Genomic DNA, 16,575 nt, shown 5'->3' with positions numbered 1-16,575 from the left:
CTATGGAGCTCAAACCCTACCAACAGCAAGTCATCAATGATCTTCAGAAATATCTGGAATACCTGAATACTTATCAAAATCCCGGAAAGGCCTTTAATCAGTACTGGGCAGATCGGGTAGGCGAATATGAGATGACCCTCAATGGCCCCAAGGGTATGCGCCCCTACAAGGACAATATTCCCGGAGCCGCACACATTGCCATCAAAGTGCCCACTGCAGGAGGCAAAACTTTTATGGCCTGCAATGCCTTGCATAGCATCAGTAAAAGCATGGACGTGACCTGTCCGAAAACGGTAGTCTGGCTGGTGCCATGGAGCAACCTGCTCCAACAGACCGTAGCAAACCTCTCCGACCCAGACCATCCCTACCGCAAAAAGCTGAACAGCCTGTTTGCAAACCGCATAGAAGTATTCGAAAAGGATCAACTGCTGCAAGGCACGGGGTTTAATCCTACCTCGGTACATGATCAGCTCAATATCCTGGTTTTCAGCTTTAGTAGCATCCGCATAGACAAGCTGAAGAAGGAAGACCGCAAGATTTTTCAGCAGAATGGTATGCTGGAGCCGTTTCGGGCATTCATAGATGATACGGCCGTGTACCCAGATAGTGAAGACACAGTCACCCTTATCAATGTGATCCGCTCTCTCAACCCCATCGTGGTGGTAGATGAAAGTCACAATGCTGAAAGCGACCTGAGTGTGGAAATGCTCAAGGCGCTCAATCCTTCCTTTGTCCTGGACCTCACGGCCACACCCAAGCAAAACAGTAACATCATCAGTATGGTGAATGCCGTAGCGCTGAAGAAAGAAAGCATGGTGAAGCTCCCTGTGATCGTGTATAACCATCATAAAAAGGAGGAAGTGATCACCAGTGCCCTGCATCTGCGCAGGCAGTTGGAGGCTTTGGCCGTGGAGGAGGAAAAGGAAACTGGCAAATACATCCGCCCCATCATCCTCTTTCAGGCCCAAAGCAACATCAAGAGCAAGGACAACACCACCTTCGATAAAATAAAGGAACAGCTGGTGAAACTGGGGATTGATGAAGAAGAGATCAAAATAAAGGTAAGCAGCAATGATGAACTGAAAGGAATCGACCTCATGAGCAAGTCGTGCAAGGTGAGGTACATCATCACTGTGAATGCCTTGAAGGAGGGCTGGGACTGTCCGTTTGCTTATATCCTCGCTTCATTGGCCGACAAGAGCAGTGCGGTGGATGTAGAGCAAATCCTGGGGCGTGTGCTCCGGCAGCCTTATGTGGTGCAGCACAAGAAGGCACTCTTAAACCTTTCGTTTGTACTTACGGCCTCCTCAAAATTCAATGACACGCTCAATAATATTGTAAAAGGATTGCAGGATTCGGGCTTTAGCAAAGACGATTACCGGGCAGAAGAACTGGCACTTCCTCCAAAGACAGAGGATCAGGTCTTGCAAGAGGAATTATTTGGACAACCGCAGGAAGAATCAAAGTCAGATGAGGCATTTGACCTGAATCAGGTTGCCTTCAATCCCGATGCTCCTGCAGATTTGTCCGAAGCGGATCGGTCCTTTCAGACCTTGCAGGAGATTACCTCCAAGGCCGAGGCGGATGCAAAGGAATTTGATCAGAAAGTGAAGGAAGCAGATACCGACAATGAAACCTTTATGCTCTCGGAAATGGGAAACGAAGTGAAGAAATATCGAATAGAACCAGCCTTTCAGGAGTTGGCCGAAAGCATCAAGATTCCTCAGTTTTTTATCAAAGAAGCCACGGATGAGGATCGGGCAAATGTCCTTTTTGAGGAACTGGTTCCTTATGATGTGTTTTTAAGTCCTAATAAATTGCTCAGGGAGTTTAAACTTAGCAACCAGGATACCAAGATTAACTTTGACGAGAGTTCGGCAGATGTCTATAAAGTGGATTATGATGAAATCAAGAATACTACCACCATTGACAAACTGCGAGACAATGCGAAAAACATTTTGATAGGAAACATCCTGGCCAAGCCCAAAGAAAATCAGATTATGGAAGTGAGTAAGCTCATCGTAAGCAAGTTGGGCGATATGACTCCACTTTCGGATCAGGAGTTGCGCAAATACGTGGGTCGTGTGTTCGAAGACTTGAGTCCCGAAAAGGTGAGGGACATTATAAACAATGAATACATCTATATTCAAAAGATCAAAAACAAAATCAGAGAATTACAAGCTGCCGAGGCACGAAGGCAGTTTGATGTCTACCTAAACACGAATAAGATCACCACCCAACCCAGATTTATATTTAGTGAGACGATCCTGCCCGGAAAGGAAGCCCCATCAATCAATAAATCACTTTATGAGCGCGAGGGTGCCATGGGAAAATACGAGCAAGAGGTCATCATGGAGATCGCTTCACTGGACAATGTGGTCTTCTGGCATAGAAATCTGGAAAAAGGGAAAGGCTTTATGCTCAATGGCTTTGACAAAAATCATTATCCTGATTTCATCATATATACCAGGAAGGGCACCCTCATCCTATTGGAGACCAAAGGCGATTATCTGGATAATGATGACAGCAGAACCAAAAATCTGCTAGGAAAAAAGTGGGCCGAGAAATCGGGTGAAAAGTACAAGTACTTCATGGTATTTGAGACTAAAGAGGTCCAGGATACTTATACAGCAAAGAACATAGCCGGAGTGGTGAGGGAGTTATAACAAGGTTTGATCCTGAGAACGTGTGACCATTAATAGCCCCCGAAAAATTCGGAGGCCATTAAAGATAAATTTAGCTCCTCAATTCCCAATGTTCCATTTGAGCGAGGACTTCAGGGCCAATTTGTTAATCTCTTCTCCTCCAGTCTCCACCTTAGTGGTCCCAAATGACATCAGATAAGATATTTGATTAATCAACTTAATGGTGAGAATGCCCGATAAGGAATTCTTCTCACCATTCGGTTCGTTATCGTTAAAAACATACTCTGCTGTAAAGGAAGCTTTATCCCAGTTGTATCTGAGAGACGCGCCGGCCTTAAACTCATTGTCCATGTCTTTAAACATCCTTGATACAGCCATTACATTAAAATCTAATCGCTCGGTGATTGTAAAACTACCCGCTCCCCAAAACTGATTAGAAGTAAGATTGATACTATCTCCATCCAAAATGGAGCTTTGAACCACCGACTTCCCTGCATAACCCAGTGAAAAACTGCTGCCGGAAGTTTTGGCATATTCAGCCTTCAAGTCTTCATACGCCTTGGCCAGCTTGGCATTATCAAGAATCTGCACCTGATCATTCGTCATGTTTGGTGGCACTGGACTCGGCTGCAAAGCCGCATCAACACTCTGTGACAATCCATTATTGGTCAACAAATCTTTATCATCCCAGAGCGTCACTCGTATACCGTGAGCCAGAATGGTGTTATCACTATCCGTCTCCTCTAGTGAAGCAAGCGAAAACTGCGTATTGATCAGGAGTCTTTTCACATAGCTGTTGCGATATTCATCTACCCCTTTGAGCTGGCCACCTAATAGAAAATAGGGATTGAAATCTATGGCAATGCCATTGTCAATAGAGCCCTTAGAGGCAAACTGGTTGACAATATTGACCACCACAGGTTTGGCGGAGGCCCCACGCATGACTTCATTGGGGTTCAGATCCAAAATGGAGAACGCCGGAGACTCGGGCACATTGTAGTCTAGTATATATTCCTTAGCCGCATCCTGAGCTATGAGTTGCATGGATGCACTGATTATTAGGGCAATGATGATGGATCTTTTCATGATGCAACAAATTTTAGTTTATCAGAATAATTCCCCATTTGTCCATTCTGGCATTTTGGCGGGTCAGATACTACTTTCTTTGTAGGCTCTGTGGTGGGCAAATCAACACCATCCTGGGAAAACTTAATTGTGATCGTAGATTGGATTGCTCCTGGCACAAAGGCACAAAAGTTTACATTCCAGGTAATAAACTTGCCTATCAGAGTTGAAGGACTAGTTACTACTTCCTTCGCATCTTCTCCATCATCACCAGTGACGAGATTTAGCTGCTCCACCAGCTCCCACTCCCCGGTAGGATGGTGCTTATAAACTCCCACCGCCACATTGGCCCTTACACCATTATTGGCAGTACAGGTCACCTTGACCTTACCTCCGTCTTGATCAATTACGCAAAAATTGTCCATAGTTTTAATTGGTTAGTTGTTCTCTAAATGACCTGGCGGCTTGCGTTTTTTTAAAGCTCAAACCACTTAGCCAGTGCTTCTTTATTATCCTGAAAGAGCTTTTCTCCCAGCTTCTTCAGTGCAGCCATATTGGCTGGGGTCACATTATCCATCTCCGGATCCACATCTCCGGGCATTTTGGAGTTGATCCGCATGTACTGGGCGGGGTTCTCAGTGGTTTCAAATATTCGCTTCAAGTAAAAATCGTCCACCTCCACACTGCCAGACATCATGATGTCGATAACCGGCCGCACCCACTGAGCCATACCCCATTTCCTGGCCTGACGGTACAGATAGTGTTTTTTGGTAAACCCTGTCCCCATCGAAAGGATCTTCATGTCTTTGGCAGCAGCGGGCGCTCCATCCACGTTCTTAAAACCATCTCTGATCTCAGCATAGGCACACATGGCCGGATTGTTCACAAATACACCCCCATCCACCAGGGTGAATGAATCCCCCAGCTTATTTTTCACATGGGCACAATTGAAATAGGTGGGTGCCGCAGAGGTGGCCCTGGACACCTCCCTGATCAGGAAGTCATAGGCCTCCTTTTCTTTTGCATCATGCTGGGCAAAGAAGTGCCCATTGCGATTGGTAATATCGTAGGAGGTAATCACTGTGGGCTTCAGCAGCTGACTCAGCCACACTTCCCCAAAGTATTCCTTCAATGCTTCATCGATACCCCGCTCCGGAAACTTGGCAGAGATAATCCCCCAAATGGACCTGAGCTTATGCATGAAAGGGTCATCGAATATTTGCTTTCCTTTATTGAAGTATAGCCCCACTACCTCCTCTGCAGTGAATTTGGGTTTGGTGGCATCCGTGTCTGATGGGCAGAGGTAGGCACAGGTGAGAATCCCTCCGGTGCTGGTGCCCGCGATGAGGTCAAAATAGTCGGCTACTTTGATCCCAAATTCTCTCTCGGCTTCTACCATGATGGTGCCGGGCACTATCCCGCGGATACCGCCTCCATCGATGGACAATACTTTTAATAGGCTCATAGGCTAGGCGTTTAATATGGTATTCAATAAATTCTTCGTCTTTGGGCCATACACACCATCGGCCTTGAGTCCGCCATTGGCTTGCAGTAGTTTGATGGCAGCATCCATTTTGGCCCCAAATACCCCATCAGAAGTACCCACCTCGTAGTTGGCAGCTTTCATAGCGTCCTGTAACTGCACCACCTTCTCCCCGGTATCTCCTTTGCGCAGCACACCCTCCGGAAGAGAGATAATGGTGGATTTGGCGAGCCTGCGAAAGCCCAGCAACCGCTCGGCACTTTGTGCCGATATACTCACCTGATTGCCCTGATTTCCGCCAAGGCAATAGATTCGTTTCAAATCCTGTGAATAGCCCATAAAGAAACCCACGTGACCGCTGGTGCCCAGCAGACTCTCCCGCCAGAAGACCACAACATCTCCGGGCTCCGGCACATTCACGGGCGTACCTATGTGCAGCCATGATCTGGCCAGGGCACTTTTGGAGTAGCTCAGCCCGGCTTTAAGGGCACACCATCCCACGAATACTGAGCACCATGGGGTCTCATCATCGTTGATCCAGGAGAGGCCAATCTCTTTGGCGTAGTTCACAATGGTAGGATTATCTTCGGGACCGGAGATCTCTTTTTGTCCAAGTTGGGACGTGGCGATTTTCAGTAATTCACTCATAGCTGCTTTTGTCTATGTTCAGTCATATTTTACTCAAAACTGAATGACAACATCTAAGCTAGTGATTTGAGAAGGCTAAGTCAATACCTCAAAAGAGTGATCACATAAAAAAAGGTGGCCCAATAGCACTATGGGCACGTTAAATAGAACTATTCCTATACGCCTAGTTGCGGCGGGTAATGCAGGTGAGTTGCTTCAGCCATTCGCGGCAGGTATGGTCGGCGGGTAGCTCGGTGAATGACAGACTCACTTCCAAAGGAAAATCCTCTAGCTGTATACCCTCGTTCACAAAAAAGTCTCTGAGGATGTCGTTGTACTGAATCCTGAGCGTATCCCTTTCGTCACTGCTGACAAACTGATAATTACCTCCACAAATCCAGTAAGTCTGATCCTGCGCTACAAGGGTATAGTCCACATCACAATTCACCTGAACGGTTTCCTTCTGACAGGAGGTCAGCACTACAATGAAAAATGGGATCAATAATTTTCTCACATCCCTATAGACCTGCATCCTCAGGAATTGGTTGTTTCTGTGGGATTAAAAAATGTTAAAAGCCACACTGGAAATTCTCAATTTGACTTTCAAAAAATCATTCTTAGAAAAAAGATCAATTCAGGCCTTTTTCAACCGACTGAAAAACAAGTGCTTAGATAAAAACACTGTTTTGGCAACACTTTTGTCTTATGCCATGCAGGCTGTGATAGGCCCCGCCATCTTTTGTTCACTGGCAGATTGATTTTTGGTATGGGGCCTATCTTTTTTACACTTAAAAAAAGATAATATGAAGACTCAATTTCTAGTAAGCCTCCTTGCGGGAGTCTTGATCCTGGCAAGCTGTGAAGAAGGTGCTAATGACTCTATGAAGTCCGTCCGAGGCAATGCCGCTATGCGAATAGTACTGGTGGATGACCCGGCAGCATACGATGCTGTACTGATAGACGTGGTTGGACTGGAGTACAAACATGAACTGGATTCAATAGAGGATGAGGACCTTGAAGATGAAGAAGGAAATTCCGAAGATCAGGAGGAATCAGAAAGTCACTGGGTAACGGTGGAGATAGAGCCCATGGTTTTTGACCTGCTGGAGCTCAACAACGGCAACGAGGCCCTGCTGGCAGACATTGATATTCCTGAAGGCGAACTCAAAGAAGTGCGGCTGATCCTGGGTGCCAATAATCACCTGGTGGTAGATGGGGACACCGTGGAGCTGAAAGTGCCCTCAGGAAACTCCTCAGGGCTCAAGATCAAAATAGATGCAGACATAGAAGAAGGAAAAGAATACAAACTGGTGCTGGACTTTGATGCCTCCAGATCCATTGTAAAAGCCGGCAACTCTGGCAAATACAACCTAAAGCCTGTCATTCATGCCACGCTTCTGGCGCTTGACGAAGAGGATGAGTATGGCGCGATCGAGGGTATGATCTGGCCTGACACAGTTTCTTCCGTAGTTTATGTCATTCACGATGAAGACAGTGTATCCACCATTCCCGAAGAAACGGGTTACTTTTTGATTGAGCTTTTGGAAGAGGGGGATTATGAAATAGTGGCTGTCCCTGAAGAAAACAGTGGATTTAACGTCACTACCATGAGCGGAGTGAATGTAATGAGCGGGGTGGTCAGCAACATAGACACGCTAACACTCGAACATCAATAGCACAGTTTTCCTTTATATAGATCAATTGAGTAAACCGGAGCGGCCTGTGGCCGCTCCGGCTTTTTTGTGTCTCGCTTAGAACTTCAGGTGCTTCACTGTTTGAGCGTTATTGATCAACTGCTTCAGTGAATCGATACCGATCTTCAGGTGCTGCTCCACAAACTGAGCACTCACCTTTTTATCACTTTCGTCCGTTTTTACGCCCTCCGGAATCATGGGGATGTCCGATACCAGCAGCAGTGCTCCGGCCGGCATTTCATTGGCAAAAGCCGTGGTGAAGATGGTAGCCGTTTCCATGTCTATGGCCATGGCACGAATCTTCTTGAGGTATTTTTTGAACTTGTTATCATGCTCCCACACCCGACGGTTGGTAGTGTAGACCGTACCTGTCCAGTAGTCCTGGCCGTACTCCCGGATGGTGGTAGAGATGGCCTTTTGCAGAGCAAAAGCCGGCAGAGCGGGTACCTCAGGTAGCATATAGTCATTGGAAGTACCTTCTCCCCTGATGGCGGCAATCGGCAAAATAAGGTCTCCCACTTCATTTTTCATTTTGAGACCACCGCATTTCCCCAAAAACAAAACCGCCTTGGGCTCAATGGCCCCCAGCAGATCCGAAATGGTGGCAGCATTGGCCGAGCCCATTCCAAAGTTGATAATGGTGATGCCATCTGCTGTAGCGCACTGCATGGGGTGCCCAGTGCCTACTACTTCCACGTCGTTCCACTCAGCAAAGAGCGTCACGTAGTTTTTAAAATTGGTCAGCAGAATGTATTGGCCAAAGTTTTCCAAAGGCAAACCTGTGTACCTGGGTAGCCAGTTTTCGATGATCTCCTGTTTTGTTTTCATACTTTCAAATTTGGGTTATTCTGAATGAACTCTTATCTTAAACACAATGGATGAAATTACGCTGGTCAATTTACTGAATAAAATATGTGAGAAAAATCACGAACTGACCTGGAAGCTTAATTGCAAATATCATGATGAACTCCACACCTCCGTCATGCAAATCCATTTTCTCCAATCCAACAATCTGGCGGAAACCACAAAGATCACCTTTAAAATGGAAACGGGTCAGGTCATCGAGGGCAAGCACCGAGGATTTCTGGGGTTCAAACAGCCGACCATGCTGATAGACGCGCTGCTGGATATTTTGATCTACGAAGACAGCCGCATCGGCTCCCTCACTACCAACTAATCTCTCCGCTTTGCCTGATAGGCCGCTTCAAACAAATCTTTCCCCAGCTCTATCATCTCCTTGGCCTTATAAAACTCAAAAGTACTACAAGCCTCACGGGATATATTCACCAGCAGGTCAGGCTTATATTTTTCCAGCAGCAAGGAGGTAAGCTTATCCTGCATCAGGTCAATGGATTCATTCAGCAAATCGAAAAAGCCAAGTTTTTTCTCCGTCTCAGTGTTGCCCGGCAGGAGCTTACCCCATCCGTTGATAAAGGCCTGGATTTTCTGATTGTAGGTAGCACTTTCCGCCTCCAACACCTTGTCCTCCTTTACCTTCACAAAAGGCATAATGGCGTTTACGTTGGACACCACCAGTATATCTCCTTCAGTGCGGTGCACGTGCTCTATGGGAATGGGGTTGGTGACACCTCCGTCTATATACTCCCTGCCATTGATCATCACCGGCTTGATCACCGTAGGAATGGCCACCGAAGCTTTGATGGCCTGATACATGCTTCCTGTCCTGAATACCTCCTGGGTTTTGGCTTTGATGTCTGTCACCAAAGCCGCAAAAGGAATCCGCATGTCTTCAATGTTCTGATCAGGGATGATGGTTTTCAAGGTCTTGAACACCCGCTCTCCTTTCACAAATCCCTGCACCGAAAAGGTAAAATCAATCAGCTTGAATACATCGTATCGATCCAGATTCAAGGCCCACTCTTTATACTCCTTCAGCTTTCCGCAGGCATAAAAAGCACCTACCACAGCGCCCATCGAGGAACCAGAAACTGACGTGATCTCATAACCTTTTTCCTCCAGGGCTTCGATCACGCCTATGTGGGCCAATCCTCTGGCGCCACCGCTGGATAGTACTAACGCTACTTTCTGAGACATTTTTTTACTTACAAGGATAGGTTGATGACTGTTTTGCAAAAAGAAGAGAAGACGGTCAATTTCCTGGTTAAAATGGCTTCCAAAATATCGAGATTGAGTGTTGCGTAATCATGTACTGCCAAATTTCTGAAGCCAACCATTTTTTTCATATTTTCAGAAATAGGCGAATCGATAATCCCTGCATTATTCAGAAGGTCAAATGCTTCACGGGTGATTTTGGGTAGGCCCAAATGCTTCTTTCTCACAATGTGCAAAGCACAATCAATAGCAGCCTGACACGCACGCTCCAGATTCAGAAGTAAGGCATCCTGATGGGTGAAATTATTTTTCCAGTCATGAGATGCCTCTTCTTGAATGCGCTTGAGGCATTTTTCGATTGTGGCTACTTTCGCCTGAATAACATCATCCATAAATGGTCTTGTTTTTTTCTATTTCTTCAAGAATTCCTTTACGGTCATCATTGAGGGTGAGATACATACTAAATATCAGCGTCTCATACCGCTCCGAAGCGAGCGGTTCGGAGGAGTAAATGCGAACTCCGCCTGAGACCACCTGCATAGCCAGCACCGTGGTAGCCACTGATAAATCCACCAGGTCCACTTCACGTCGCACCAAATCGCTCAACTGATTTTTGAGTTCCCAAAGTACCTCCGTGGCTATCTGCTTTTGCGGCAATAGCGCCAGATCCACGTCGCTTTCATCGGTGTAGCCCGTCCCTGCGCCACTCCCAAAGACATAAATGCCTTTCACAACACCTATCTGTTCGGTGACCAGAGTAATTACCTTTTGTATTTGCTTGGGTTGCAAGATCATGTACCCCTAAAATAAAGGAAAATACCATCATGCACGAATACTTTACTTCAAAGCCTCCCAGATAATCTCCACCGGATGTTTGGCCACTCTGCCGGTGCCATCCTTTACCTGATGACGGCAGCTGGTACCTGCAGCAGCAATGATCACCTCCTCTGGCTGCTTGCGCACGGTAGGGAAGAGCACCAACTCGCCAATTTGCATGGAGAGGTCATAATGCTCCTTTTCGTACCCAAATGAACCGGCCATCCCACAGCATCCCGAAGGGATGAGGTGTACCTCATTGCTTCCCATTTTTGTCAGTATTTTTTTGACAGGTGTCAAAGAGGATAGGGCCTTCTGTTGACAATGGCCATGCAGTTTGATGAGTTGTTTTTGCTCCCTGAAAAGCGACAAATCGATGTGACCAGCCTCCAATTCCTTAGCTAAGAACTCCTCTACCATAAAGGTGTTGGCAGCAATAGCTTTGGCGGCTTCTTTATCCTCACCCCTCAGCAGGTCAGGGTACTCGTCCCTAAAAGTGAGAATGGCCGAGGGCTCCACCCCGATCAGCGGAGTCTCTTCATCGATCAGGTTTTTGAATAAATCCACATTGGCCCGTGCTAATGATTTGGCCTTATCCAGCAGTCCTTTGGACAAGAAACTACGACCAGACTCCTGATGCTCAATGTATACCACTTCATACCCAAGCTTATCCAGTAGTTTGACGGTAGTGATTCCAATCTCCGCTTCATTGTAGTTGAGCAACTCATCAATAAATAGATAGACTTGTTTGATAGGCTCACTCACCGTAGGCTTAAATTCCTTTTTGAACCAGCGTTCCCAAGTTTGCTTGGAGAGCTTTGGCATGCTTCGTTTTTGGGCAAATCCCATCACCGACTTGGCCAGGGTAGAAGTGACCTGATTGCCAAAAGTGAACCGATAGCCCCAGGGCACCCATGATGCCAGCTTCATGCCTCCGGCGAAGTTCCCAATGAGTCGGCTCCTGAAAGGCACGCCCTTTTCTTTGTAGTATTGATACTGCCACTCCTGCTTGAGCTTACCCATGTCTACGTTGGAAGGGCACTCAGACTTGCAGCCCTTGCAGCTCAGGCAGAGGTCCATCACTTCCTTGATCTCCTCATGAGCAAAAGGATTGGCCTCCTCGGACCTGGTGAGCATCTCCCGAAGGATGTTGGCCCGGGCTCTGGTGGTCTCCTTTTCGTTGCGGGTAGCCATGTAACTCGGACACATCGTGCCTCCGCTGAGCTCGGTTTTTCTACAGTCTCCGGAGCCATTACACTGCTCTGCGGCCCGCAGATACCCCTCAGTATCAGAAAAATCCAACACCGTCTCAAACTCCCGGGTTACCTGATTCTCTTCATACCGCAGGCTGGTATCCATCGGAGGTGTGTTCACGATCTTACCCGGATTGAGAATGTTCTTAGGATCCCAGGTCTGCTTCACCTTTTTGATGAGTTCATAGTTGTGCTCACCGACCATCTGTGGAATAAACTCTCCACGCAAGCGTCCATCTCCATGCTCCCCGGAGAGCGATCCCTTATATTTCTTTACCAGCGTGGCGATCTCCTCAGCTATGGTTCTGAAAAGCCGTCTTCCATCTGCTGTTTTAAGGTCAATGATCGGGCGCAAGTGCAATTCCCCTGAGCCTGCGTGGGCATAGTGCACACAGAAGAGGTCATGCCTGGCCAGTATCTCATTAAATTCTGCAATGTATTCCGGCAGATCCTGCACATCCACAGCCGTGTCTTCGATCACCGGAGCAGGCTTGGCATCTCCGGCCACATTGGACAATAGGCCCAGGCCAGCTTTTCTCAATCCCCACACCTTTTTGATATCCTCTCCGGCAATCACCGGAAAAGAGTATCCATATCCTGCGTCCTGTAAATCTTTGATCAGGGCAGCGGCTGCCACATCAGCAGCCTCCTCCGAATCGTGGGTGAGCTCTGCCACCAATATGGCCTGTGGATCACCTTCCACAAAAAAGCGATAATCGCGATAGGTAATATTTCTTTTGGTGGCCTCCAGCACATAGTGATCCATCAGCTCACAAGCCGTGGGCTGATGCTTAAGGGCTACCAGATTGGCCCGCAAGGACTCATCGATGGTATGGCAGTGGATACATACCAGCCGCTTATGTGGTGGAGCGATGGGCGTCAGCTTGATTTTAGCGGATGTGACAAATGCCAGCGTTCCCTCTGAGCCTGCTATCAGCTTTGAAAAATTAAAAACCGCACCATTTTCTTTGAATGGAACCATTTCTGCCAGCATGTCGATGGCATAGCCTGTATTTCTTCGGGGGACAGAAGCCTTCGGGAAGCCCTCTTTGATGGCTCCCAGGTTCTCCTGATCCGATAACATTTCCTTGATCTGAAAGTAGATCGATGCCTCCAGTTCACCGGAGGTACTCATGCCGTTGCATCGCGCCAGGAAGGCATTCATATCCAATGGGCCAAACCACGCCTGGCTGCCATCTGCCAGAATCGTATTCACTTCCATCAGGTGTTCGCGTGTACTGCCGTAGACGATGGAGTTGCTGCCACAGCTGTTGTTACCGATCATCCCGCCGATCATGGCTCGGTTGGCTGTGGAAGTTTCCGGCGCAAAGAAATAGCCGTAAGGCTTCAGTGCGGCATTCAGGTCGTCGCGCACGATGCCTGGCTGCACCCTGGCCCAGCCTTCTTTTTCGTTGATCTCTAGTATCTGATTGAAATGCTTGGACACATCCACCACGATGCCTCCGCCCACCACCTGACCGGCGAGAGAGGTGCCGGCCGTGCGGGGAATGACCGAGGTTCCATGCTCATTGGCAAACCGAATAAGTGCGACAATGTCCGCATCCGACTCAGGAATGGCCACAGCCAGGGGAATCTCACGGTAAGCCGAAGCGTCCGTAGCATACAGCTTTCTGGTGGTCTCATCGGTGAAGAGTTCTCCCTCTAGTTGCTTTTCAAGCAGGTCAAAATTCATGATACAAGGTTAAAGAATACCAATTTTACATCCATGTGCCAGTCTCTGGCCAGTCGGATTAGTGTTGCTTTGGGCTTACCATTAATGCCAATCACTTTCCGGTCAAAATTAGGGAGTGTTACTTAGAAAGTGCGGGTATTCAAATGTCTTTTCGGCATGTCGGAAACATATTATTTCTGAAAGGCTTCACTTCGCAAGAGAATCGCTCACTTAAATGCCAATTCACAGTATACTGCAAAGTGATCAGAAATATACTTTTGATCATTGGAGTCCGTAAGAACCGCATACTTCAGCGCATCAAACTGTTCGTTGATAGCGATGTAGTCAATTCTCTTCTGGGGAGTTTCTTCAAATCTGAAACCATTGAAGGTGGCATCCGGACCAAACGTCAGCTTGGCCACTGCACGTGTATCATCAAGTTTCCTGGTCATCTCCAGAATGGGTCCTTCGGTAGGTTCTACATTCAAATCACCCATCAGTACAGTTGGTAGTTTTTGCTTGTTGAAACGCTCCATCTGATCCAAAATCAACTTCATGGAGTTCACCCGAGCTTCCACCCCAATGTGATCAAAATGGGTGTTGAACACCCAAAATTTTTGTCCGTCAGATTTCTTTTCGAAGAGCCCATAGGTACAAACACGAGGCAGTGCGGCATCCCAGCCTACTGATGGTTTTTCGGGTGTGGTAGACAACCAGAAGGTACCACTTTGAAGTAAATTGAATTGCTCTGCCTGGTAATAAATGGCACTAAATTCACCTTTTTCAGCACCATCGTCGCGCCCCACACCCACATAGGCATAGTCGGCAAGTGCCGAATCGAGGTATTTCACCTGATGGGGTAGGCCCTCCTGAATTCCGAAAATATCAGGCTCATAAAATCCGAGCTGTGCCACCATGTTGGCCTTGCGCATGTCCCACCTATTCACCCCATCACCAGCATGATCCAGCCGGATGTTGTAGGTCATGACGGAGAGGTCCTGGGACCATCCTGTCCCTAAAATAAATGCGAAGCAGACTACAAAAAGCGCTTTCATTATTTCACCTTTTTCAATACTATGGCCACTCTACTAGGTAGATATACGCTCAAAAAATGCTCCCCAAACAAAGCCACTGTAGGGTAGGTCATTTCGTCATCAATGCGGTCATGGCCGCCAAACTCTCCTTTGTCAGAGTTTAATATGATTTTGTATTTGCCCGGTACTGGTACCTTGAACCGATAATCCGGAACGGAATTGGTTGGGGAAAAATTAAACGCAAAAATCAGGTTGTTGCGCTCGAAGATGATGGCCTTATTGTCCTCGTCCATATTGAGCTGCTGAGCAGGCAATGATCCCACAATTTTCTCGTCATTGGCCATCTGCACCATTGCCGCGCCAAAGTTATACAGCTGCTTATACCTCAGGTCAGGATGTTCCTGCAGATTCCATTGTCGCCGTGCATATTTGTAGCTCCAGCCATTGCCTTCTCTTGGGAAATCTACCCACTCAGGATGGCCAAATTCATTTCCGATAAAATTCAACCAGCCCTCCCCGCCAAGACTCAGCGTAAAGAGACGGATCATTTTGTGCAGTGCAATGCCCCGATCGATAATCAGGCTGGGAGTATCCTTATGCATATGGGTATACATCTCCTTATCCATCAGCCAAAAGGCAATGGACTTATCCCCCACCAGTGCCTGGTCGTGCGACTCGGCATAGGCAATGGTCCGCTCTCCATACCGTCGGTTGGTCAAGGTATCCCACATTTCGTGGATATTCCACTGCTCATCATGTTTGTGCTTGAGCAACTTGATCCAATAGTCCGGTATACCCATACCCAGTCTGAAATCAAACCCCATTCCCCCTTCACTCACCGGTCGGCAAAGGCCAGGCATTCCGCTCATATCCTCCGCAATGGAAATGCCTTTAGGTTTAATCTCCTTGATGAGATCATTGGCTAGCTGAAAGTAGGTGAGCACGTCCCAGTCTACATCCTTGAAATACTTTTCGTAGTGGTCAAAGGATATATCGCCATGGTGGAAATAGAGCATAGAGGTAACCCCGTCGTAGCGGAAGCCATCCATATGAAACTCTTCCAACCAGTATTTTACATTGGAGAGCAAAAACCTGAGCACCTCCTCTTTTCCATAATTGAAAAGCTTGGAGTCCCACAGGGTATGGAAGCCACGTCCTCCCGGGTGGAAGTACTGATCGTCAGACCCGTCAAATTCATTCAGCCCTTCGGCCAGGTTCTTCACGGCATGCGAGTGCACAATGTCCATGATCACGGCAATGCCCAACTTGTGGGCAGTGTCTACCAGGTATTTCAAATCATGAGGCGTACCAAACCGACTACTTGGAGCAAAGAAATTACTCACATGGTAACCGAAAGATCCGTAGTAGGGATGTTCCTGCACGGCCATCACCTGAATGGTATTATAGCCCTGCTCTTTTATTTTGGAGAGTATCTTATCTGCAAACTCGCGGTAGGTACCCACACCTTCCTTCTCCTGAGCCATGCCCACATGACATTCGTAGATATAAGGATTGTCGAAGGACTGATCCGGAGCAAATTTCTTATCTGTCCATTTGTAAGGTTTCTCGGGATGCCAGAGGCGGGCAGTAAAATCATAGGTTTTCTCATCCTGAGTGACATACCTGGCGTAAGCAGGAATGCGGTCTACCCCGCCTTTGTCGGACACTACGTGTACCTTCACCGCAGCCTCATGGGTGAGTTTGGAGCCATATAGTTTGTCCTCCAAAAAAATCTCCCAGATTCCCCGATCATTTTTTTGAAGTGGGTGAGCAGATCTGTCCCAGTTGTTAAAGTCACCGATCACACTGAGAGCGCTGGCATTTGGGGCCCACTCTCTATACCACCATCCTTTTTTCTTAGTATCGTAGTTAAACCCCAGGTAGTTGTAACCACTGGCAAAAGCATCAATGCTACCATATTCTGACTCCAGCTGCTTTTTGCGAGCTTCAAATCGCTTCATCCTGTCCTGAATATCTGACTCAAAGGGAGCAAGCCAGGGATCATTTTTGACTAAAATGGGTGTGTTCTTTGAAGGCATACCTCTGTATTAAAAATAAGTGCGCATGCAAGTTAGTGATCAGACCTTGCGGAAGCAAATATTTTAAATAAATACGGTGTTTCATTAAAATATTCACAAATAATAGGGAATAAATTTATGAATAGTAGTGTTTTTGTCAGCTTATAATGAGTGATCTGTCAGCGAAAAAATGGA

The 16,575-nt window shown here is 47.2% G+C and carries 15 protein-coding genes; 3 read left to right on the top strand and 12 right to left on the bottom strand.

The window, feature by feature from the left end; translation table 11 throughout:
- The first annotated feature begins 2 nt into the window (after positions 1-2).
- Positions 3-2,666, top strand: coding sequence for a DEAD/DEAH box helicase (locus GV030_RS16040; RefSeq protein WP_159584170.1), 2,664 nt, complete (start codon positions 3-5; stop codon positions 2,664-2,666).
- Positions 2,667-2,744: 78 nt separating this feature from the next.
- Here GV030_RS16040 and GV030_RS16035 read toward each other — a convergent pair whose 3' ends face one another.
- From GV030_RS16035 to GV030_RS16015, 5 genes are all read right to left on the bottom strand, one after another.
- Positions 2,745-3,731, bottom strand: coding sequence for a hypothetical protein (locus tag GV030_RS16035; RefSeq protein ID WP_159584168.1), 987 nt, complete (start codon positions 3,729-3,731; stop codon positions 2,745-2,747).
- Entirely contained in the window at positions 3,728-4,135 is a 408-nt protein-coding gene (locus GV030_RS16030) for a hypothetical protein (RefSeq protein WP_159584166.1), read from the bottom strand. Before GV030_RS16030 ends, GV030_RS16035 begins: the two co-directional genes overlap by 4 nt.
- 50 nt (positions 4,136-4,185) lie before the next feature.
- Positions 4,186-5,175: a patatin-like phospholipase family protein gene (locus tag GV030_RS16025; RefSeq protein WP_159584164.1), complete on the bottom strand. Its 990-nt coding sequence runs from the start codon at positions 5,173-5,175 to the stop codon at positions 4,186-4,188.
- A 3-nt stretch (positions 5,176-5,178) separates the two neighbouring features.
- Positions 5,179-5,841 carry a TIGR02594 family protein gene (locus GV030_RS16020; RefSeq protein WP_159584162.1) on the bottom strand — a complete coding sequence of 221 codons (663 nt, stop codon included), beginning with the start codon at positions 5,839-5,841 and terminating at the stop codon, positions 5,179-5,181.
- A gap of 163 nt (positions 5,842-6,004) precedes the next feature.
- Positions 6,005-6,352, bottom strand: a complete 348-nt coding sequence (locus tag GV030_RS16015) for a hypothetical protein (RefSeq protein WP_159584160.1) — start codon at positions 6,350-6,352, stop codon at positions 6,005-6,007.
- 271 nt (positions 6,353-6,623) lie between these two features.
- Between GV030_RS16015 and GV030_RS16010 the strand changes: the two genes are divergently transcribed.
- On the top strand, positions 6,624-7,496 hold the full coding sequence (locus GV030_RS16010; protein ID WP_159584158.1) for a DUF4382 domain-containing protein: 873 nt from the start codon (positions 6,624-6,626) through the stop codon (positions 7,494-7,496).
- A gap of 75 nt (positions 7,497-7,571) precedes the next feature.
- Here GV030_RS16010 and GV030_RS16005 read toward each other — a convergent pair whose 3' ends face one another.
- On the bottom strand, positions 7,572-8,342 hold the full coding sequence (locus GV030_RS16005; RefSeq protein ID WP_159584156.1) for an AMP nucleosidase: 771 nt from the start codon (positions 8,340-8,342) through the stop codon (positions 7,572-7,574).
- 46 nt (positions 8,343-8,388) lie between these two features.
- Between GV030_RS16005 and GV030_RS16000 the strand changes: the two genes are divergently transcribed.
- Positions 8,389-8,691, top strand: a complete 303-nt coding sequence (locus tag GV030_RS16000; RefSeq protein WP_159584154.1) for a hypothetical protein — start codon at positions 8,389-8,391, stop codon at positions 8,689-8,691.
- Here GV030_RS16000 and GV030_RS15995 read toward each other — a convergent pair.
- The 6 genes from GV030_RS15995 to GV030_RS15970 all read right to left on the bottom strand — a co-directional run bounded on the left by GV030_RS15995 (position 8,688) and on the right by GV030_RS15970 (position 16,401).
- Complete coding sequence (locus tag GV030_RS15995) at positions 8,688-9,569, bottom strand: patatin-like phospholipase family protein (protein ID WP_159584152.1); 882 nt, start codon at positions 9,567-9,569, stop codon at positions 8,688-8,690. The two genes, GV030_RS16000 and GV030_RS15995, sit on opposite strands and share 4 nt — an antisense overlap.
- A gap of 8 nt (positions 9,570-9,577) precedes the next feature.
- On the bottom strand, positions 9,578-9,979 hold the full coding sequence (locus GV030_RS15990) for a DUF86 domain-containing protein (RefSeq protein WP_159584150.1): 402 nt from the start codon (positions 9,977-9,979) through the stop codon (positions 9,578-9,580).
- Positions 9,972-10,382, bottom strand: coding sequence for a nucleotidyltransferase domain-containing protein (locus GV030_RS15985; RefSeq protein WP_159584148.1), 411 nt, complete (start codon positions 10,380-10,382; stop codon positions 9,972-9,974). Before GV030_RS15985 ends, GV030_RS15990 begins: the two co-directional genes overlap by 8 nt.
- A gap of 42 nt (positions 10,383-10,424) precedes the next feature.
- Complete coding sequence (locus GV030_RS15980) at positions 10,425-13,349, bottom strand: FAD-binding and (Fe-S)-binding domain-containing protein (RefSeq protein WP_159584146.1); 2,925 nt, start codon at positions 13,347-13,349, stop codon at positions 10,425-10,427.
- Between the two features lie 206 nt (positions 13,350-13,555).
- Positions 13,556-14,383 (bottom strand): endonuclease/exonuclease/phosphatase family protein, encoded by an 828-nt coding sequence (locus tag GV030_RS15975; RefSeq protein WP_159584144.1) that lies wholly within the window; start codon positions 14,381-14,383, stop codon positions 13,556-13,558.
- On the bottom strand, positions 14,383-16,401 hold the full coding sequence (locus GV030_RS15970) for an alpha amylase C-terminal domain-containing protein (protein WP_159584142.1): 2,019 nt from the start codon (positions 16,399-16,401) through the stop codon (positions 14,383-14,385). The genes GV030_RS15975 and GV030_RS15970 overlap by 1 nt, the downstream gene beginning before the upstream one ends.
- Positions 16,402-16,575: the final 174 nt, after the last annotated feature.

The sequence above is a fragment of the Marinoscillum sp. 108 genome (assembly GCF_902506655.1).
Taxonomy (GTDB): domain Bacteria; phylum Bacteroidota; class Bacteroidia; order Cytophagales; family Cyclobacteriaceae; genus Marinoscillum; species Marinoscillum luteum.
This window is presented reverse-complemented; position numbering and strand designations above follow the sequence as displayed.

Bases quoted from the DNA above. Each gene is read 5' to 3' on its own strand.
- GV030_RS16040 (WP_159584170.1), top strand. From the start codon at position 3: ATGGAGCTCAAACCCTACCAACAGCAAGTCATCAATGATCTTCAGAAA.
- GV030_RS16035 (WP_159584168.1), bottom strand. From the start codon at position 3,731: ATGAAAAGATCCATCATCATTGCCCTAATAATCAGTGCATCCATGCAA.
- GV030_RS16030 (WP_159584166.1), bottom strand. From the start codon at position 4,135: ATGGACAATTTTTGCGTAATTGATCAAGACGGAGGTAAGGTCAAGGTG.
- GV030_RS16025 (WP_159584164.1), bottom strand. From the start codon at position 5,175: ATGAGCCTATTAAAAGTATTGTCCATCGATGGAGGCGGTATCCGCGGG.
- GV030_RS16020 (WP_159584162.1), bottom strand. From the start codon at position 5,841: ATGAGTGAATTACTGAAAATCGCCACGTCCCAACTTGGACAAAAAGAG.
- GV030_RS16015 (WP_159584160.1), bottom strand. From the start codon at position 6,352: ATGCAGGTCTATAGGGATGTGAGAAAATTATTGATCCCATTTTTCATT.
- GV030_RS16010 (WP_159584158.1), top strand. From the start codon at position 6,624: ATGAAGACTCAATTTCTAGTAAGCCTCCTTGCGGGAGTCTTGATCCTG.
- GV030_RS16005 (WP_159584156.1), bottom strand. From the start codon at position 8,342: ATGAAAACAAAACAGGAGATCATCGAAAACTGGCTACCCAGGTACACA.
- GV030_RS16000 (WP_159584154.1), top strand. From the start codon at position 8,389: ATGGATGAAATTACGCTGGTCAATTTACTGAATAAAATATGTGAGAAA.
- GV030_RS15995 (WP_159584152.1), bottom strand. From the start codon at position 9,569: ATGTCTCAGAAAGTAGCGTTAGTACTATCCAGCGGTGGCGCCAGAGGA.
- GV030_RS15990 (WP_159584150.1), bottom strand. From the start codon at position 9,979: ATGGATGATGTTATTCAGGCGAAAGTAGCCACAATCGAAAAATGCCTC.
- GV030_RS15985 (WP_159584148.1), bottom strand. From the start codon at position 10,382: ATGATCTTGCAACCCAAGCAAATACAAAAGGTAATTACTCTGGTCACC.
- GV030_RS15980 (WP_159584146.1), bottom strand. From the start codon at position 13,349: ATGAATTTTGACCTGCTTGAAAAGCAACTAGAGGGAGAACTCTTCACC.
- GV030_RS15975 (WP_159584144.1), bottom strand. From the start codon at position 14,383: ATGAAAGCGCTTTTTGTAGTCTGCTTCGCATTTATTTTAGGGACAGGA.
- GV030_RS15970 (WP_159584142.1), bottom strand. From the start codon at position 16,401: ATGCCTTCAAAGAACACACCCATTTTAGTCAAAAATGATCCCTGGCTT.